This is a genomic window from Pedobacter glucosidilyticus DSM 23534, assembly GCF_000425145.1.
GTDB lineage: Bacteria > Bacteroidota > Bacteroidia > Sphingobacteriales > Sphingobacteriaceae > Pseudopedobacter > Pseudopedobacter glucosidilyticus.
This window is the reverse complement of sequence record NZ_AULF01000024.1, coordinates 14,097-34,502: the sequence shown is the minus strand read 5'-3', so window position 1 is coordinate 34,502 and position 20,406 is coordinate 14,097. Positions and strand designations below refer to the sequence as shown.

At 35.5% G+C, this 20,406-nt stretch carries 17 protein-coding genes; 2 read left to right on the top strand and 15 right to left on the bottom strand.

The genetic code is table 11. The annotated features are described in order from the left end of the window. Positions 1-7: 7 nt before the first annotated feature. From odhB to pruA, 10 genes are all read right to left on the bottom strand, one after another. Positions 8-1,543, bottom strand: a complete 1,536-nt coding sequence (gene odhB, locus H510_RS0109530; protein ID WP_026904115.1) for a 2-oxoglutarate dehydrogenase complex dihydrolipoyllysine-residue succinyltransferase — start codon at positions 1,541-1,543, stop codon at positions 8-10. Positions 1,544-1,572: 29 nt separating this feature from the next. Next, positions 1,573-4,377, bottom strand: coding sequence for a 2-oxoglutarate dehydrogenase E1 component (locus H510_RS0109525; protein WP_026904114.1), 2,805 nt, complete (start codon positions 4,375-4,377; stop codon positions 1,573-1,575). A gap of 92 nt (positions 4,378-4,469) precedes the next feature. Beyond that, positions 4,470-5,369 (bottom strand): MerR family transcriptional regulator, encoded by a 900-nt coding sequence (locus H510_RS18615; protein ID WP_036692481.1) that lies wholly within the window; start codon positions 5,367-5,369, stop codon positions 4,470-4,472. Positions 5,370-5,450: 81 nt separating this feature from the next. Next, the gene (locus H510_RS0109515; protein ID WP_245584814.1) at positions 5,451-6,974 is read right to left on the bottom strand and encodes a cryptochrome/photolyase family protein; all 1,524 of its coding nucleotides are present in this window, start codon (positions 6,972-6,974) and stop codon (positions 5,451-5,453) included. 84 nt (positions 6,975-7,058) lie between these two features. Beyond that, positions 7,059-8,129, bottom strand: a complete 1,071-nt coding sequence (arsB, locus tag H510_RS0109510; RefSeq protein WP_026904112.1) for an ACR3 family arsenite efflux transporter — start codon at positions 8,127-8,129, stop codon at positions 7,059-7,061. A 3-nt stretch (positions 8,130-8,132) separates the two neighbouring features. Further along, a complete protein-coding gene (locus H510_RS0109505; RefSeq protein WP_026904111.1) occupies positions 8,133-8,552 on the bottom strand; it encodes an arsenate reductase ArsC in 420 nt (139 codons plus the stop codon). Positions 8,553-8,576: 24 nt separating this feature from the next. After that, a complete protein-coding gene (locus H510_RS0109500) occupies positions 8,577-9,143 on the bottom strand; it encodes a DUF6428 family protein (RefSeq protein WP_026904110.1) in 567 nt (188 codons plus the stop codon). Positions 9,144-9,171: 28 nt separating this feature from the next. Beyond that, positions 9,172-9,501 (bottom strand): ArsR/SmtB family transcription factor, encoded by a 330-nt coding sequence (locus tag H510_RS0109495; RefSeq protein WP_026904109.1) that lies wholly within the window; start codon positions 9,499-9,501, stop codon positions 9,172-9,174. Between the two features lie 132 nt (positions 9,502-9,633). Then, a complete protein-coding gene (locus H510_RS0109490; RefSeq protein WP_026904108.1) occupies positions 9,634-10,587 on the bottom strand; it encodes a Fic family protein in 954 nt (317 codons plus the stop codon). A 199-nt stretch (positions 10,588-10,786) separates the two neighbouring features. Then, entirely contained in the window at positions 10,787-12,415 is a 1,629-nt protein-coding gene (gene pruA / locus H510_RS0109480) for an L-glutamate gamma-semialdehyde dehydrogenase (protein ID WP_026904107.1), read from the bottom strand. A gap of 215 nt (positions 12,416-12,630) precedes the next feature. Here pruA and H510_RS0109475 point away from each other — a divergent pair, with 215 nt between their 5' ends. Both H510_RS0109475 and H510_RS0109470 read left to right on the top strand, forming a co-directional pair. Continuing rightward, positions 12,631-13,839 (top strand): proline dehydrogenase family protein, encoded by a 1,209-nt coding sequence (locus H510_RS0109475; protein ID WP_211226566.1) that lies wholly within the window; start codon positions 12,631-12,633, stop codon positions 13,837-13,839. Between the two features lie 55 nt (positions 13,840-13,894). Next, on the top strand, positions 13,895-14,779 hold the full coding sequence (locus tag H510_RS0109470; RefSeq protein WP_026904105.1) for an AraC family transcriptional regulator: 885 nt from the start codon (positions 13,895-13,897) through the stop codon (positions 14,777-14,779). Between the two features lie 343 nt (positions 14,780-15,122). On the opposite strand, the gene kbl is transcribed toward H510_RS0109470, so the two are convergent. From kbl to H510_RS0109440, 5 genes are all read right to left on the bottom strand, one after another. Further along, positions 15,123-16,313: a glycine C-acetyltransferase gene (kbl, locus tag H510_RS0109460; protein WP_026904104.1), complete on the bottom strand. Its 1,191-nt coding sequence runs from the start codon at positions 16,311-16,313 to the stop codon at positions 15,123-15,125. 50 nt (positions 16,314-16,363) lie between these two features. Then, complete coding sequence (locus H510_RS0109455; RefSeq protein WP_026904103.1) at positions 16,364-17,425, bottom strand: glutaminyl-peptide cyclotransferase; 1,062 nt, start codon at positions 17,423-17,425, stop codon at positions 16,364-16,366. Further along, positions 17,403-17,771 (bottom strand): YraN family protein, encoded by a 369-nt coding sequence (locus tag H510_RS0109450; protein WP_026904102.1) that lies wholly within the window; start codon positions 17,769-17,771, stop codon positions 17,403-17,405. Before H510_RS0109450 ends, H510_RS0109455 begins: the two co-directional genes overlap by 23 nt. Then, a complete protein-coding gene (gene dnaG / locus H510_RS0109445) occupies positions 17,771-19,705 on the bottom strand; it encodes a DNA primase (protein WP_026904101.1) in 1,935 nt (644 codons plus the stop codon). Before dnaG ends, H510_RS0109450 begins: the two co-directional genes overlap by 1 nt. A gap of 66 nt (positions 19,706-19,771) precedes the next feature. Beyond that, positions 19,772-20,371, bottom strand: a complete 600-nt coding sequence (locus tag H510_RS0109440; RefSeq protein WP_026904100.1) for a TetR/AcrR family transcriptional regulator — start codon at positions 20,369-20,371, stop codon at positions 19,772-19,774. Positions 20,372-20,406: the final 35 nt, after the last annotated feature.

The following is a 20,406-nucleotide window of genomic DNA, read 5'->3' as shown; positions in this document are numbered from 1 at the left end:
AAAAGGCTTAAACGCCTAGTAATAATCTTGCTGGGTCTTCTAAAAGTTGCTTAACTCTAACTAAGAAACCTACAGACTCACGTCCATCAATAATACGATGGTCATAAGACAAAGCTACATACATAATTGGTCTGATAACTACTTGTCCGTTTTCTGCAACTGGTCTTTCAACAATATTATGCATACCTAATATAGCTGATTGTGGCGCATTAATAATAGGGGTAGATAACATAGAACCAAAAATACCACCATTGGTGATGGTAAAGTTACCACCTGTCATTTCCTCAATAGTAAGTTTGTTTTCTCTTGCTTTTGTAGCTAAGCTGATAACTTCTTTCTCTATCTGAGCTAAAGACATTTTATCTGCATTTCTAATGATAGGTACAACCAAACCTTTAGGCGCAGAAACCGCTATAGAAACGTCAGCAAAATCACTATAAACAATTTCATCGCCATCTATTTTAGCACCTACCGCAGGGAAATCTTTTAATGCTTCTGTAACTGCTTTAGTAAAGAATGACATGAAGCCTAAACCTACTCCATGTTTTTCTTTAAACTGATCTTTATATTTTTTTCTAAGCTCCATTACGGGCGCCATATTAACTTCATTGAAAGTAGTTAACATAGCCGTTTCATTTTTAACAGAAACTAAACGCTTAGCAATGGTTTTTCTTAGCGAACTCATTTTCTCACGACGTTCTACTCTATCGCCAGATGTTGTTGTACTTGGCTGACTAGTAGCTGCTGCTTTTGCCGGAGCACTTGCTGGCTTAGCTGCTTGAGCGTTATTAGCATCCTCTTTTGTGATTCTGCCACCTACTCCAGTTCCGCTTACTGCGCTAGGGCTGATGCCTTTTTCTGCTAAAATTTTGGCTGCTGCTGGAGAAGGTGTTTTATCTGCATAAGAAGAAGCTCCTTCAGCTTTTGCTGAACTTGCTGCTGGTGCTGCTGCCGGTGTAGAAGAAACAGTTTTTGCAGAAACACCTGCTGAACCACTAATTGAAGCTACTAAAGCACCAATCTCTAATACATCGCCTTCTTTAGCTATAGTTTTTAAAACACCTGCACTTTCTGCTGGTAACTCAAATGTTGCTTTATCAGATTCTAATTCTGCAATTACCTCATCCATAGCAACTTCATCACCATCTGCTTTTAACCATTTGGTTAAAGTAACTTCTGCAATTGATTCTCCAACTGCCGGAACTTTTACTTCTACAACACCACCACCTGTGGAAGCTGGTGCTGCTGCAGGAGCCGCTTCTTCTTTAGCAACTTCAACAGAAGCCTCTTCTTTAGCCGGAGCAGAATCTGAACCTTCTATTTTACATACTAAAGCACCAATTTCTAGGGTATCGCCTTCCTTTGCGATAGTTTTTAATACTCCTGCACCCTCTGCAGTAAGCTCAAATGTAGCTTTATCTGATTCCAGTTCTGCAATAACTTCATCCATTTCTACATGATCTCCATCAGATTTGATCCATCTGGAAAGGATCACTTCAGTTATAGACTCGCCTACTGCAGGCACTTTAATTTCTAAGCTCATAAATACGCTATTATATATTTGATATATGATTAATCTACTTTAGCAGTTTTAGCGGTCGACGCTTTTTTTACTACTTCTTTAACTTGCTCTGTATTTTTTATCTCGAAAGCTTTAGCTACTATGGCAGCTTGCTCTGCTAAGTGTAATTTTGCAAAACCTGTTGCAGGGCTGCTGCTAGGCTTTCTAGAAATTACATCAAAATCAAATTTAGATTTTCTAAACACTCTGCTAATGAATGGCCAAGCGCCCATGTTTTCTGGTTCTTCTTGTACCCAAATAAACTCAGCATTGATATATTTCTCTCTAATTTTATCTAACTGTGCAAAAGGAGTAGGATACATTTGCTCTAATCTCACAATAGCAATATCTTTTCTGTTTAACTTTTCTTTCTCCTCTTGTAAGTCGTAGAAAATTTTACCAGTACAGATTAATACACGTTTTACATCTTTAGCTTTCGCTGATGCATCATCAATAACTTCTTGGAATTTACTATTGGTAAAATCTTCTAAAGGAGAAACGCATTTAGGGAATCTTAACAAACTCTTAGGTGTAAATACAACTAAAGGCTTGCGAATTTCTCTTTTTAGCTGGCGACGTAATACATGGAAAAATTGAGCTGGCGTAGTACAATTTACAACGCTCATGTTATACTCGGCACAAAGTTCTAGGAAACGCTCTACCCTTGCAGAAGAGTGCTCCGGACCTTGACCTTCATAACCGTGAGGCAATAACATCACCAAACCATTAGCTCTTTGCCATTTGGTTTCTGCTGATGATATGTATTGGTCTACAACAATTTGAGCTCCGTTAAAGAAATCTCCAAACTGTGCTTCCCAAATGGTTAAAGCATAAGGGTTTGCCATGGCGTAACCATACTCAAAACCTAGTACACCGTATTCTGAAAGGTGAGAGTTATAAATCTCAAAAGGAGCTTGCTTTTCTGATACTTGTGTTAAAGGCGTGTATTCTTCTTCAGAATCTTCTACTTTAACAACCGCATGACGGTGAGAGAATGTACCTCTTTCAACATCTTGACCACTTATTCTTACTCGGTTACCTTCGTTAACTAAAGTACCGTAAGCCATCAACTCGCCCATTGCCCAATCAAAAACATGGGTTTCGTTAACCATTTTCTTACGATCTTTAAACAAACGGTCTACTTTAGATAAGAATTTCTTATCGGTTGGCAAATCGGTAATTTTAGAAGCTATTTTTAAGAAAGTATCTTTATCTACGCTGGTATCAGGAGATGACACAAAATCTTCTTCTTTAGAGAACCTTACTTCTGTCCATGCGCCAGAGAAAACTGGGTTTATTGGTGCACCTTCATCTTCTTTTGATTCATTTAACCTTTCTTGTAAAAGATCTCTGAACTCTTTATCCATTTGTTTAGCCAAATTGGCATCAACAGCCCCAGCAGCTTTAAGTTTTTCAACATAAATTTCTCTTGGGTTTGGATGTTTTTCTATGGTTTTATAAAGAAGTGGCTGCGTGAATCTAGGCTCATCAGACTCGTTATGTCCATATCTTCTGTAACATAAAATATCTATAAATACATCATTATGGAAACGCTGACGATATTCCATCGCCATATTGATAGCATAAACTACCGCTTCAGGATCATCACCATTTACGTGGAATACTGGCGATAAAGTAACTTTTGCAATATCTGTACAGTAAGTTGATGAACGAGCATCTTTAAAGTTAGTAGTAAAACCTACCTGGTTATTGATAACCAAATGGATGGTACCACCTGTTTTATAAGCATCTAACTTGGCCATTTGTAAAACCTCGTAAACCAAGCCTTGACCGGCTACTGAAGCATCACCATGTATCAAAATAGGGGCGATTTTTTTATAATCGCTACCGTATTTCATATCCATTTTAGATCTTGATAAACCTTCTACAATGGCACCCACAGTTTCTAGGTGAGAAGGGTTAGGACAAAGACTTAAATGAACTTTATTGTTGTTAGAGGTTTCTACATCGGTAGAAAAACCCATGTGGTATTTAACATCACCACCAAAAGGTAAATCTTTATTGTATTTACCATCAAACTCAGAGAAAATATCTTTGTATGTTTTACCCATGATATTGGCTAAAACATTTAAACGACCACGGTGGGCCATACCTATCACAAATTCTTGGATACCTAACTCCGCTCCTTTTTCTATAACCGAGTCTAAAGCAGGTATTAAAGATTCTGCTCCTTCTAAAGAAAAACGTTTCTGACCTAAGAATTTTGTTCCTAAGAAACTCTCAAAAACTACAGCTTGGTTAAGCTTTTGTAAAATTCTCTTTTTCTTGTCGGTATCAAAATTTGGCAGGTTACGACTAGATTCCATACGCTCCTCAAACCATTTAAATTTGATAGGATTACGCATGTATCTATACTCCACACCGATAGATTGACAATAAGTATCTTCTAATAGTTGATAAATGTCTCTCAGCTTAGCAGGGCCTAAACCAACTTCAACACCGGCGTTAAATACGGTATCTAAATCAGCATCGGTAAAACCAAAAGTTTCTATACCCTTTCCAGGATAATATTTTCTTCTTTCTCTTACAGGGTTGGTTTTGGTAAACAAATGGCCTCTAGTACGATAGCCATTAATCATGTTTAAAACATTAATTTCTTTTAATACATGATCTGGAGTTGAATTTACAGATACATTTTCGGCGCTGTTTCCGTCTGCTGCCTGTTGGCCAAAATCAAATCCTTCGAAAAATTTCTGCCAGCCAAAATCTACTGATTGCGGATCTTCTTTATATGATTGATAAAGGGAATCTATATAGGCAGAATCTGCGTTACTTAGGTATGAAAAACTATCCATCAAAAACTAATTCTTTATAAGGGGCAAAAGTAAAAAATAGGTTTGTAAACCACTAATTTAAAAGGCTTAAATATTCAAATAATTATTTGAAATTAAGAAGCTATGCTCATATTTAACTTTTCTATGATACTTGCAAACTCTCCTATATTTTTCACGATGATGATTTTCTCTTCTTTATTAGTCTCTTGACTGGTAATTAAACTCCCTGTAAGAATTAAGGGGGTTTGGCCAATGGCATTTTTAATTTTAGAGACTGCATCATCAACATCCGTATCTGTATTTAAAACTGTTAATACGGATAATACATAATCAGGCTCATAATAATTTACAACCTCGGCTAAGCTTTCGTAAGGGAGATTTTGACCTAAATATAAAACATGGTGACCATTGCTTCTTAGCATATATTGTGCAAACAACAAGCCTACTTGGTGATGTTCATTAGGTGGTAAAAAGAGTAAATATCTTTTACCTTGTTTATTAATTTTTTTATTGAATTGTGTGGTACAATAAATAATTTTTTGCTCTATTTTATGCGTAGCAAAGTGCTCGTGTGCTGGGTTAATGGTACCAACCTGCCACATAAAGCCTACTTTTCTTAAAAAGGGGAAAACGATTTCGGCTACAGCCGTTTCCATTCCCATTTCTCTGATACAAGTACTTAAAATTTCGTCAAACTCTTCATCATCCATTTTTAACATGGCATTTGAAAGCATTTGAACCTGTATATTGGTATTGTAATGATTTTCCTTGAGTGAGGCAACCAGTTGATTGATTTCTTCACTATTCATTTGAGAAATCTTACTGATTTTATATCCGTTTTCATTTAATGTTGCGATGTTGAGGAACATGCACAAATCTTGATCATCATAATAACGGATATTGGTTTCTGTACGTTTTGGCGTGAAGAAATTATAACGTTGTTCCCAAACCCTAATGGTATGGGCTTTTATACCAGTTAAGTTCTCAATATCACTAATAGAAAATCTTTTCACCTTACCTGTTTTATAGCTACTTCTGCTTTAGAGTTATTGCAGTAACAAGCTAATGTTAAATTTGTTTAAACAAATACAAATTTACAAGCTGTTTAGATTTTCCAAATATTTTTTTGCTTGTTCTGAAATTTTTTCTTTCTCTGTAGGTTCCATTTTTTCCAAGAGTTTATACATCATAGATACCCTTTGGTTATTTTTAAGTTTTTCTTCTTGTTGTATATAAAAATTCCAATACAAGCTATTGAATGGGCATGCCTTATTTCCGTATCTTTTGGTCTTATCGTAAAAACAGTTTTTACAATAATTACTCATTTTATCAATATAGTTGGCAGATGAAACATAAGGTTTACTTCCTACAATGCCTCCATCTGCAAATTGGCTCATTCCTCTGGTATTGGTAATTTGTACCCATTCTATAGCATCTGTGTAAACGCCTAAAAACCAATTATCAACTTCTGTAGGATGGATCCCCGCCAACAAGGTAAAGTTTCCAATCACCATTAAGCGCTGAATATGATGTGCATAAGCATTTTCTAAAGAATTAGCTAAACAGTGCTTTAGGCAGTGCATTTTCACTTTTCCATCCCAAAACCAATTTGGTAAGGAAGTAGTGTAGTTAAAGAAATTTTTTTCTTTGAAACTAGGCATTTCTGCCCAATAGATTCCACGCATATACTCTCGCCAACCTATCACTTGCCTTGTAAATCCTTCTACCTGAGCAATGGTAATGCTGTTTTGATGCTGCTCCCAGTATTTTATAACTTGCTGTACAACTTCATTAGGGCTGATGATTTTTAGGTTGAGTACGAAAGATAATCTGGAATGAAATAGAGTTACATGCTCTTTCAGCATGGCGTCTTCATAAGTACCGAAAGCGGGTAAAAGTTCTTGACAAAAGTGGTCTAACAGCGCAAAAGCCTCTTGCCTACCAACCGGGTAATCAAATTCTTTTTTATTGATTTCGCCTATATAAGGAACCTGCATTTTTTCTAGTAAGTTTACCAACTCGGTAACATCCCTTTTAAAAAGTAAAGGTTCTTTCAAAGGCGTTTTTCCATCATATTTTTTTCTATTATCAGCATCAAAATTCCATTGACCACCTATTGGGTTAAGTTGGCTATCAACCAATAGATGATGCTTTTTACGCATATACCTGTAGAAGTTTTCCATGAGGTATTGCTTTTTCCCCTTGAAAAAGTCTTTTACTTCATTTCTTGAAGTTAGGAAGTGATGCGTATCATAAACTTTACTCTCTTTAAATTCCTTTTGGATTTCTTTTAAAGTTTCATCTAGCCTTAATTCATCTGGTAATTGATACTCAAATTTCTTGATGTTGAGCTTTTGTTTGAGCCAGATTAAGTTTGCTCTAAAATCTTGTTGATTTTCTGCGCTATCCAGATAAAAGTAAATCACATGATGCCCTTGTTGTTTAAGACTCAGGGCAAAATGCCTCATATTAAGGAAGAAACCGACAATTTTTTGGATATGATGCTTCACATATAATTGTTCTGGCATAATTTCCATCATCACATAGGTAACATCCTTTTGCTTATCAGCAAACCAAGGATGTTGCCAGTTGAGTTGATCTCCTAAAATTAACCTCAAGGTTTTGGACATTTAGAGTCAACATGTAAAATGCAATTTGGTTTTGCATTATTTTATGGGTTTTGACAACCTGTGGATTTTTTTTCAATCCGTATTCGGATAATACTTTCTCCTAAACCAAAAAGCTAAATTTACCAAAGCTATTAAAGCAGGTACTTCTACTAAAGGACCAATAACCCCGGCGAAAGCCTGCCCAGAGTTAATACCAAAAACACCAATGGCAACGGCTATAGCCAGTTCAAAATTATTCCCGGTAGCTGTAAAAGCTATAGATGTTGATTTTGAATAATCGGCACCAAAATATTTTCCTACATAAAAACTCAGGATAAACATCACCACAAAGTAAATGAGTAAGGGGATGGCAATTCTTACTACATCCAAAGGTATTTGTATCATTAATTTGCCTTTTAGGCTAAACATTACCACAATGGTAAAAAGTAAGGCAATTAAAGTAATAGGCGATATAAAAGGAACAAATTTTTCTTGAAACCACGTTTCGCCTTTGAGTTTAATTAGGCTATATCTACTGATAATACCCATCAAAAAAGGAATCCCTAAATAGATAAAAACACTCTCGGCAATTTGGCTCATGGTAATATCAACAGCTAAACTGCTTAAGCCAAAATAGGGAGGCAAAACGGTTATAAAAATATAGGCATACACACTGTACAAAAGCACTTGAAAAATACTGTTTAAGGCAATTAAACCTGCAGCATACTCTCGGTTTCCTTCGGCAAGTTCATTCCAAACCACTACCATAGCAATACATCGGGCTAAGCCAATTAAAATTAGGCCCACCATATACTCGGGGTAATTAGCTAAAAAAGTAATAGCCAAAATAAACATCAAAATAGGACCAATAACCCAATTTAGAATGAGCGAAGCGCTTAACACTTTGGTATTTTTAAATACCTCGCCCATGTTTTCATATTTTACTTTTGCTAGCGGCGGATACATCATCAAAATTAAACCTATAGCTAATGGGATATTAGTTGTTCCACTAGAAAAGGAGTTGATATAAGCAGAGGATGATGGTATAAAATAACCCAGAGCCACGCCCAATATCATAGCTATAAAAATCCATAAGGTTAAATTACGATCTAAAAATCCTAATTTTTTCCGCTCTACCGCCGGAGCGCAGTTATTTGCCGACATATCTTAATCTTTTTTAACGTAGGTAGCTACAAAATTTTGTGCGTAGTTTTTAATCATCTCTCTTACTTCTCTAAACTGGGCCATAATTTCCTCTTCTGTACCTTGTGCTTTGGCTGGATCTGGAAAGTTGTAATGAAATTTCTGAGCCTGAGTTGGAAAATACGGACAATTTTCTTTTGCATGATCACAAACGGTTATCATATAATCAAAATCTATGTTAGTGTATTCATCAACATGGTTAGAAGTATGCTTAGAAATGTCTATACCATCTTCTTTCATGGTAGCAATTGCTCTTGGGTTTACACCATGTGTTTCTATTCCGGCACTATAAATATTTGCATGCTCTTGTGCAAAATGCTTTAAATAACCTTCAGCAATTTGGCTTCTGCAACTATTGCCTGTACATAAAACTAAAATATTCATCTATTCTATTTAAATAATTAAAAATTAACAACATCCAGAACCAGGCTCGCAACTGTTTCCTTCTTGCGTAACTAAGTTTTTTAATTGAATTTTTGGCTTTACAGCCGATGGTGCACAACATTCTTCTCCTGCTGGAGTGGTACCACAACTTCCACCTCTTTCTATGGCCTTACATTGGGTAACATCGGGTCTTAAATCGATAATGCAATTCTCCTCATCTTTGACAAAAGCTTTTGGCAATAACTGTCTGGTATCATATTCTTGATTACCAAATTCTACTTTTACAACCGCATCAGCCTCAATAGTTAAAGATTTTTCTACCAATTCAATAATAGAGATAGCTTTTCTAACTTTCATAGATTTAAGCTGTTGCTGATTTTCTGGCTCCCAAAGCTGGATGATAACTTCTGTCCATTTGTTTACCACACCACCACAATCAACAGAAGTGATAGGTGCGTATTTTAATTCTGTGATATGATAAGAGGGCGAAACCCATTTATCCTCGGCATATTGAAATTGTAAATCTAATAAGGGATTCGCAACCAAAGCAGCCCTAAATTCTTTCCAAGTCATCATTTCTGAAACATTCATAATAGTATGATTTAATGATTAATTCATTTTAGCAACAGCTTACAGGACCTTTAAATTCTTTTAAAAAACCGCTTAAGTGTTGTTCTAATTTTTTCCAGTTTTCTGGATGAATACAATAACAAACGCTTACACCTTCTATAGTGCCTTGTATTAATCCTGCATTTTTTAACTCCTTTAAATGTTGAGATATGGTAGCTTGCGCTAAGCCTAATTCTCCTACCAAATCTCCGCAGATACAAGTATTAGCCACCATCATACGCTGTAAAATGGCAATACGAGCCGGATGTGCCAAGGCTTTTAATAATGTAGCCAATTGGTTTTGCTCTTCTGTAAATATTTCTGTCTTTGTAACTCCCATATCTATATATTGCAATATTACGATTAATTAATAACTCGTCAAATAAAATTTTATTTTTTAACTAAAAGGGTATGAAAAGCTAATCAATTATCATGATAAGAAGATTGGTAAAAGCTTGTGATAAATTAAAATCTATTTTAATCTATATATGGTTTTATTTAGATTACCTATATTTTCAAACATATTTAATTCAACTCCCTTTTTTAAATCTCTACTTGCGGTTGCTGATGATAAATCTTTAAAAACATTCATGTAATCTTTTCTACTAAACTCTTTTATCCCTAAGCTCGAGAAATATTCTAAACGGTCTATATCTTTTAAAATGCGGTTGTTATAATTTAATAGATTTTCCAGAGATTGCTGAATAACACTTAGCATATATTCTATAAAGGGAGTTGACTTGCCAGACTTATCACTTAAAGCTAATGATTGATAATAGGCATCTTGAGTTTGGCTAATTAATGTTTCAAATGGTAAAAACTCAAAAACCGGATATTCACTCATTAAGATTAATGTTTGCCATAATCTTCCCATTCTACCATTTCCATCAAGAAAAGGATGAATAAACTCTACTTCATAATGAAATACACAACTCTTGATTAAAGTTAACTCATCATCTTTTTTTAGATACTCAAATAAGTCTTTCATGAGGTGTGGTACTTGCCCAAATGGAGGTGCTACATGTGTTACCTGTGTTCCTTTAACTATACCCACACCTTGCTTTCTATACGCTCCAGGAGATTTTATTAAACCACCCATTAATGCTTGATGAGCTTTTAAAAAGCTTTTTTCTACATCAAATTTGTGTTTTTTTAAATCGTCATAAACTCTAATCGCATTTAAAACTTCCAAAACATCTTTTTCTGGACCTATAACTCTTTTATGCTCTATCAATGCGGTTATTTGTTCTTCGGTTAAGGTATTTCCCTCAATCTGTAATGAAGAATGAATAGTTTTTATTCTATTTTGCTTGCGAAGCTGCGGTGATGGCTTATGGAGATAATTAGCATTAATTTCACCTATCTTCTCAGAAATAACGCTTATCTGTTTTAAAATTTTTGGAGTTATATCGTAAGGAGGCTTCATTGATAGTATCATTTGATAGTATCAAAAATAAAATCATTCTACCATTAGACAAAATTAATTTAGTGCAAGTTATTATGGTAGATATTGCTATGATTAACGATAGACTCAAAACTTATATAAAAGAACATAAAAAAAGCTGTCTCCATGATGGGGACAGCTAAACTTAAACCTAAACATATTCACTTAAACAATGAATTCTTTACTCCATAAATGGATATCTATAATCCGTAGGCGGATTAAAAGTCTCTTTTATTGTTCTTGGGGAAACCCATCTTAATAAATTAATCATAGAGCCGGCTTTATCATTGGTACCAGAAGCTCTGGCTCCGCCAAAAGGCTGCTGCCCTACTACTGCACCTGTACACTTATCATTGATATAAAAATTACCTGCTGCATTTCTCAATTTATAGGCTGCCTTTTCTATTACATATCTATCATTAGCTAAAATAGCACCTGTTAAAGCGTAAGCTGATGTTTGATCTATCAAATCTAAAGTTTCATCAAATTGCTCATCGTCAAAAACATAAATGGTTAAAACAGGGCCAAATAATTCCTCGCTCATGCTGCTATAATGAGGGTCCTTTGTTACTAGAATCGTAGGTTCAATAAAATACCCAACAGATTTATCGTAATGACCGCCAGCAATAATTTCTACACCATCGGCTTGCTTAGCATCGTCTATAGCTTTGGCTAGTTTATCAAAAGATTTTTCATCAATAACTGCATTTATGAAATTGCTAAAATCTTCTACTGGGCCCATCTTAAAACTAACTACATCTTTCAATAAGAACTCTTTTAACGCTGGCCAAACTGATTTAGAGACATAAACTCTTGAAGCCGCTGAACATTTTTGCCCCTGATATTCAAACGCTCCTCTGGCAATAGCTGTTGATGCTGCTTTAACATCAGCACTAGCATGTACCAGAATAAAATCTTTACCTCCTGTTTCGCCAACAATACGCGGGTAAGTTTTGTAGAGATGAATGTTTTCTCCAATGGTTTTCCATATTTCTTGAAAAACTTTGGTTGAGCCTGTAAAATGTATCCCAGCAAAATCTGGATGTTTAAAAATAACCTCTCCTATATTTGGGCCATCGCCATAAATTAAATTGATAACACCAGCGGGTAAACCTGCTTCTAAGAAAATACGCATGATTAATTGTGCTGCATAAATTTGTGTATCGGCTGGTTTCCAAACCACTACATTACCCATTAAAGCTACCGAAGCTGGTAAATTTCCAGCAATGGCGGTAAAATTAAATGGCGTTAAGGCAAATACAAATCCTTCTAAAGGGCGTTGCTCTACCCGGTTCCAGCTGCCTGCCGGAGATACTGGTGGCTGCTGCTGATAAATCTCCGTCATGTATTTTACATTGAAACGTAAAAAATCTATCAACTCGCAAGCCGAATCTATTTCTGCTTGATAAGCATTTTTAGATTGCCCCGCCATGGTTGCTGCATTTAAATCATATCTATATTTTCCAGCAATTAAATCAGCTGCTTTTAAAAATATAGCTGCCCGATGTTCCCAAGACATGTTTTCCCAATTTTCTTTAGCTTTTAAAGCTTCAGAAATTGCTTTCTCTACATGGCTTTTATCTCCTTTATGGAAATTTGCGATTACTTTCTGGTGCGCATGAGGCGGACGAATACTTCCTGTATCGCCAGTTCTAACTTCCTCGGCACCAACAAACATCGGTATATCAAGCGTTGTGGCATATACCTTTTCTAAAGCGTCTTTAAGTAAATTACGCTCTTTACTTCCCTTTGCGTATTGCAAAACAGGTTCATTAATGGAAACTGGTATATTAAAAAATCCTTTCAACATTTCTTGATATTTATAAGTAACACGCAAAATGTATACCTAACGTTTTTATCTCTAAATAAAACAAGCCTTTTAAAACAAATAGCCTAGTTTTTGTTTAACAAAGTAAGTGCTAATACAGGATTTAGATATAACAAAAATTGTCCATTAATAGTCTAAAATTGCCAAAACAAGGCAAATAAATGTTTGCTTATTATTTTTGATATATTATAAAATAGATGATGAATAAGAAGGTTTCTTTTAACGATACAGCCATTGCCTTTTCGCACAAAACAGACAAAGAATTGGCCCAAGCGCATTTTGTTTTCTCTTTAATGAAATTCCAATGGTTAGTAAGAATTGGAACCAAATTAACGCCTTTAGCTCTTAAGTGGAAGTTTCCTATAAAAAGTCTTTTACGCAATACTATTTTTAAAATATTTATAGGTGGCGAGAGTTTGGAAGAAACTAAAAAGGTATTAAAAACGCTAGATCAATATCAGGTAAAGGCAATTTTAGATTATGGTGCCGAAGGGAAAGAAAATGAAGAAAGCTTCACCAAAACTTGTGCGGAGTTTATCTCTCTTATTCATTATGCTGGTGCACAATCATCTGCTCCTTTTATCAGTATCAAAGTAACAGGCTTAGCTCGTTTTAGCTTTTTAGAGAAGTTAAACATCATCATTAAACAGCATCCATTTACATTACCTAACCCGAAGGCTCTAACATCAGCAGAGCAAAAAGAACTTCAACTACTTTTAGCTAAAATTACTACTATTGTAGAAGCCGCTAAACAACAACATATTGGAGTTTTAGTTGACGCTGAAGAAACTTGGATTCAAGATACCATTGATGCCTTAACTTTCCATTTTGCAAAACTTTATAACCAAGAGCAAGCTGTTATTTTTAATACGATACAGTTTTACCGTACAGCAGCCTTTGATTTATTACAAGAAAGTATCCGCTTAGCACAAGAACACTCTTTTACAGTAGGTATAAAAATGGTGCGTGGTGCTTATATGGAAAAAGAACGTTTAAGAGCTCAGGAATACGATTATCTCTCCCCTATTCACCCAACAAAACAATCTACCGACGATGCTTTTAATAAAGGTTTAGCTTATGCAATTGCTAATTTGGAGAAAGTACACCTGATTGTTGCTAGCCATAACGAAGAAAGCAACAGTTACGCTACCGAACTTTTAGCTCAATACGGTTTCCCTCAGCAACATCCGCATATTCATTTCTCGCAGCTTTATGGCATGAGCGACCATATTACTTTTAATTTGGCTAAAGCCGGATACGCAACCAGTAAATATTTACCTTATGGCCCTATTGATGATGTTGTGCCTTATTTGATGAGAAGGGCAGAAGAAAATACCTCTGTAGCAGGGCAAACCAGTAGAGAACTACAACTTATAGAACAAGAAATTAAAAGAAGAAAAGCTTAACTATCAGATATTGCTCTTTTTTTAGCTAATTTTAAATTGCATTTAGCAATTTTAGATGAAAGTTATACAATTTACCGTACCTGTAGACAAGAGCGATTCTGTTGTTATTCAAGAAGATATACTCCCTAATTTTTATCATTATTTGCACAGACATAAAGAAGTGCAAATAAGCTTAATTTTAAAAGGTGAAGGGACATTGATTGCTGGTAATTTTACTCAGCCTTTTAAAGCTGGTGATATTTACATTTTAGGCGCCAATCAACCGCATTTATTAAAGGGAGACGCTAAGTATCTAAAACTGCCTAATAAGAATAATATCCATGCTATCCATATTTTTTTTGATGCACAGCAGCTATTAGCTCCCTTAAATGCTATGCCTGAGTTTGTAGCTATTCATCAATTTTTAAAACTTACAGATAGTAGCTTGCAATTGCCTTCAAATTATTATCAAAAAACGGCAAAGGAGATTATCAAAATTAGCAAAGCTAGTGGTTTTAATAGGCTCATCAGCTTCTTGCAATTGCTTGATTATTTTTCTAAAGAGGTTAAAGATTGGCGTTCTTTATCTACCGGATTTTCTAAGAAGTCTTTCTCAGAATCTGAGGGGATGCGCATGAACGATATTTATCAATACACTTTAGAGAATTATGCTGAAGATATCACCCTCAAAAAAATTGCTGCCGTGGTACATTTAAGTACTTATGCCTTCTGTAAATATTTTAAGAAACATACTCGGAAAACATACCTCAATTTTTTAAACGAGATAAGAATTAATGAGGCTTGTAGAAGAATTTTACATGGCGATTCTGAATCTATATCAGCCATAGCTTATGCCACAGGTTTTAATAGTACCATTACTTTTAATAGGGTTTTTAAAAAAGTTACGGGGATGTCGCCAACTACTTATGTGAAGGTTTATAAGTTTAAAGTGGGGGATTAAATGTTTTTTATCTGGATAAGCAGAGTCGAATTCCTATTATCATTCGACTCTGCTATTATATTGCCATTTATAATATATTAAAAACTAGGCGTTCACGCACAGGCTTTCTGGCCTCTTGACCGGCCATGTCAAGTCACTTTTTTCCGCAAAAAGTGCCCAAAAACTCTCCGCTGCGCCGCTTGCTTCTAAAGATTCTGCTAAGGTTAGTTTTGTATATACCGCAACCGCCAAGGCGGAATTAAGCGTAAACGGTTGTTAATGCTCAGGCTCGATTACCGTATTACCTAGAGAACTCATTTATAGTTAACTATTAAAACATTACACATGGAAAGTCAACACCTAACTACTCAATCACACCCAATTCTTTACCTACTTTTTTGAAAGCTGCAATACATTTATCTATGTGATAGCGGTCATGTGCGGCAGACATTTGCACTCTTATTCTTGCCCTACCTTTTGCTACTACAGGATAGTAAAAACCAATAACATAAATACCTTCTTCTAACATTCTGGAAGCAAATTGCTGAGCCAAAGGCGCATCATACAACATCACCGGAACAATGGGGTGTGTACCTTGCTTAATATCGAAACCTGCTTTGGTCATTTCTGCTCTAAAATAAGCGGTATTTTCTGCCAATTTATCTTTTAAAGCGGTACTTTCTTTTAACATATCTAATACTGCGATAGAAGCGCCCACAATAGCGGGAGCTAAGGTATTGGAGAATAAATATGGTCTTGATCTTTGTCTTAGCAATGCTATAACTTCTTTAGGACCAGAGGTAAATCCGCCAGAAGCGCCACCTAAAGCTTTTCCTAAAGTACCTGTTATGATATCTACCCTACCCATAACACCATGATGCTCATGAGTACCTCTTCCGGTTTTACCCATAAAACCAGAGCTATGACATTCATCTATCATCACTAAAGCCTTGTATTGATCAGCTAAATCACAAATTTTATCTAACTGGGCGATGGTTCCATCCATAGAGAAAACACCATCAGTAACAATAATACGATGTCTTAAATGTTGTGTAGCTTGTAATTGAGCTTCCAAATCGGCCATGTCATCATGCTTGTAACGATGACGTTGTGCTTTACACAACCTAATACCATCAATAATAGAAGCATGGTTTAACTCATCAGAAATGATAGCATCTCTTTCATCAAATAAAGGTTCAAAAACACCCCCATTAGCATCAAAAGCGGCAGCATACAAAATAGTATCTTCTGTACCTAAAAACTCAGATATTTTTTGCTCCAATTCTTTATGGATGTCTTGGGTACCGCAAATAAAACGTACCGATGATAAACCAAAACCATGGGTATCAATAGCCTTTTTTGCTGCTTCTAAAACCACCGGATGGTTAGATAAGCCTAAATAGTTATTAGCACAAAAATTAATTACTTCTTGGCCGCCTGTTACAGTAATATCTGCCGATTGTGGGGTAACAATAACACGTTCGTTTTTATATAAACCCGCATCTTTTATATCCTGTAATTCTTGCGTTAAAACAGGTTTTAAAGTTTCATACATCATTTAAAATTTTATGGTTCAACAATATGTTGGGTAAAGCGGTTTTGTAATTATCTCTTTACCATTTCTATCTGATACAATTTAGGCCATTTTTTACCGGTTACAAATAACCTTTTGCCTTTAGCATCCCAAGCAATACCGTTTAAAACATCTTGGTCTTGATCTTCTACTTGCTCTTTATTTAAACCTATCAAATTGATATAAGCTTCTACCTCTCCGGTTTGTGGGTTGATGATGGCTATTAAATCTGATGTATAAATATTGGCAAACAGTTTACCATCTATCCATTCTAACTCGTTCAGTTGGGTAACTGGGCCTTTATCATCATAAACTTCTATATAACCTTCTGGCTGATAGCTTTCTTTGTTTAGCTTATAAATTTTATTACTTCCATCGGTATTGTAAATGGTTGCGCCATCATAAGCTAAGCCCCAACCTTCAGCAGCGTGGTTGTAAGGTAAAGTTCTTAATAAGTTGAAAGTATTTTTATCATATTCTAAAATAACTCGCTCTTTATAAGTAAGCTGAATAATTTTATCACCAATAACCGTCATCCCTTCGGCAAAATATTGCTGAGCTATATCTTGTTGTTGTAGCACTTTACCTTCAACGGTGGTTTTTCTAAGACTAGAAGCGCCATACTCGCCATCACTTTCATAAAAGAAACCATCATGATATTCTAAGCCTTGGGTGTAAGAAGAAACATCGTGTTTATAGGTGTTGATGATTTTAAAGCCATATTGTTCCGGAGTTTTGGACGATACCAAAACTACATTGGTACTCAGCTCCTGCACATCGGCACCAATATACAATTTAGCTTGGATGAGCCTGATACCCAAAGGCATTTCTTTGGTGTCTATCATTTGGGTAGCGGTATCTTTTGCTGATGCTACCAGTTTATCATCAATAAAATATTGTACAGAATCTGGAAGCTTGCTGCTTAACATCAAACTTAATTTAAGAGGTTCGCCAGCTTTAATTAAGCTGCCGCTTTCTGGAAATAGTAAAGCTATTTCTTCCTGACCAGTTTTTTTACCTTGATTACAAGATAAAATCAACATCAGGAAACTAAAAACAGTAACCAAATATTTATTCATAATTCCAAAAAGCATCTTCAATATGTTTTAAAGTGTATTTTTCTAATTTTTTATCAAATAAAATGGAGATAATATCAAACCTTATTTCTCCTTGATGATTCATCAAATAAACGTATTCTTCGGCAGCATCTGTTAAAAGTCGCTGCTTTTTTACATCCACAAAATCCTCTGGCTGGCCAAAAGCACTTCCTGAGCGTGTTTTAACTTCTATAAAAATGATGGTTTTGTGCTTAAAAGCTATCAAATCAACCTCGGCTTTGCCAAAACACCAATTCTCGTCTAATATTTCAAAGCCCTGCTGTTCTAGAAAATCTTTGGCTATTTGTTCGCCATTTTTTCCTAAGGTATTGTGTTGTGCCACTATTTTATAATTACAGAACCCAGATAATGAGAGATATACCTTTCTACTTCTTTTAAATCTAGGTACTCCTTCATTAAAATCATCTCATTAGCTTCGTTTTTCTCTTGTTGCAATTCCTTTTGCTTGGTGATAAGCATGGCAGAAACTTTTTTCTTTTTCAGATGAAAAATAGCTCCCATAACTGTAGATTTTAAGTTTTGTGTTTCATCATTTACATTGATGTTGTGCATGGTGTACCAATTCTCGCTTAAATGATAAGGAGAAGAAATGATAGCAATAGCTGTTTTAGATATTTCTTTATCAGGATGTTGGATAAAATCTTTCTCTGTTGGGAGTTTACCTTTCTCTAATTCATCATGATAATAAGAAATGATGCGGGTGTAAACCGGATTTAGGAAACTAACATCGCTTAAATTGGTGATGATGTATGGCCCAATGTAAGTATCTGTCATATCATCCCAATTTACCAATTGATGACCATAGGTAAGCAACACCCTTAGGATTTCCTTTTCCTGGTGTTCATCTGTTTGGCTTGGTTTATCTTCAAATAAATCTGCTGGCGGACCATCCTCTGAATCAGAAAACTCTGGTGAAGGCTGGTTTTGCGGATTATTTTTATCTTTCTTAGCTTTTGTTAAACGTATTTTATTAAGCTCGGTAATTAAAATACGCTCTTCCATATTTAAAAGGCTGCTACACTCTCTTAAAAAAACAGAAGCCTTTATAGCATCAGGAATTTTTGCAATACTTTCTACCACATCTCTAATAACACCCGCCTTTTTGATGGGGTCATTTGCAGCATCCTGTAAAAGAATCTCGGTTTTGTAGAAAATAAAGTCTTTCTTATTTTTCTCTACATGGGTTTTAAAAGCCGAAGCACCATAAGCCTGAATGTAAGAATCTGGATCGTGGCCATCAGGGAAAAGTACAACTTTTACATCTAGGCCTTCTTCCAAAATCATATCTAAACCTCTTAAAGAAGCTTTTATACCTGCCGCATCACCATCATAAAGAATACAAACGCTATTGGTAAACCTGCTGATGAGCTTAATCTGCTCGGTAGTTAGGGAAGTTCCTGATGAAGCAACTACGTTTTCTACTCCAGCTTGATGAACGGCCATCACATCGGCATAACCTTCTACCAAAAAGCAGTTGTCCATATCTCGGATAGCTTTTTTAGCTTGAAAAAGCCCATAAAGCACATTAGATTTATGGTAGATATCGCTCTCTGGCGAGTTTACATATTTAGGAACGCTCTTGTCTGTTTTTAAGGTTCTGCCGCCGAAACCTATAATACGGCCCGTAAAGTTGTGGATAGGGAAAATGACACGAGCTCTGAATCTATCGTAAATACGGCCCTTATCATTTTTAATAACTAAGCCGGTTTCTTCTAAAAATTCTTGTTTATAACCTTCAGAAAGCGCTTTATCATTTAAGGCAGACCATTCCTCGGGAGAGTAACCTATTTCGAATTTTTTGAGCGTTTCTTCTCTAAAACCACGTTCTTTAAAATAGCTTAAGCCGATAGATTTGCCTTCATCCGTATTCCAAAGGTTGTTTGCAAAAAACTGAGCTGCAAAAGTTGATATAACGTAAAGGCTTTCTTTTCTATCAACCTCGGCTTGGTATTCTGGTGTAACCTCGGTTTCTTCAATTTCTATGTTATACTTACGAGCCAGATATTTTATAGCTTCTGGGTAGGAGTATTTCTCATGACTCATGATAAATTGAAGAGAGTCGCCACCCTCGCCACATCCAAAACACTTATAAATACCTTTTGCTGGGGAAACATGAAAAGAAGGTGTTTTTTCGCCATGGAACGGACAAAGCCCTATCATACTTGTGCCTCTTTTTTTGAGGTACACAAAATCTCCTACAACTTCCTCTACACGAGCTGTTTCTAAAACACGGTCAATGGATTCTTTTTTTATCATGCGATAAAAACAAATTTAAGAGAATTTGCGAAGCAGCGTATCATAATCTTAAAGATTAGGAAAAGCTTATTTTGTGATGCCACCCAAAATCATGTTGATGAGCCTACAACAAGATTCTGAAGAACTTGTTAAACAGGCGGAGGATTGATTAGGAAGTTCTAAACCATTAAAGGCTGCATTTGTCCAGCTGGCAAAGAAAGTGATTTCTTCATCGTTCATACTTTTAAACTCGCCACACTGCACACCACTTTTGATGATTTCTTTGATAAAATCGATATGTATTTGCTCAAACTCTTGCTTTAAACCGAATATTTCTCTAAAATGGTCGAAAACATCTTCAAAAACCACTTTGCTTAAATTATCATATTCTTCTTTAAGTTTTAGCCTAGACATTAAATAAGCCTGAAATTTGGCTAAAGCTGTACTTTCTGCATTAACCGCAAGTCTAATATGTTTTACAGCATTTTGCATTTCATGATTTACAACGGCTTCAAACAATTCTGATTTACCTGGATAATAGTAATAAAGCGTACTTTTTCCTTTACCAACAGCTTTGGCAACATCTTCCATCGTGGTTTTTTTTAAACCATACTTAGAAAATAGTTGCTTAGCAGCATCTAAAATTTCTTTGTTAAGACCATCATCATTTACAGGAGTTGCCACCATTGTTTAGACTTCTTTGAATAATTATTCTAAATATA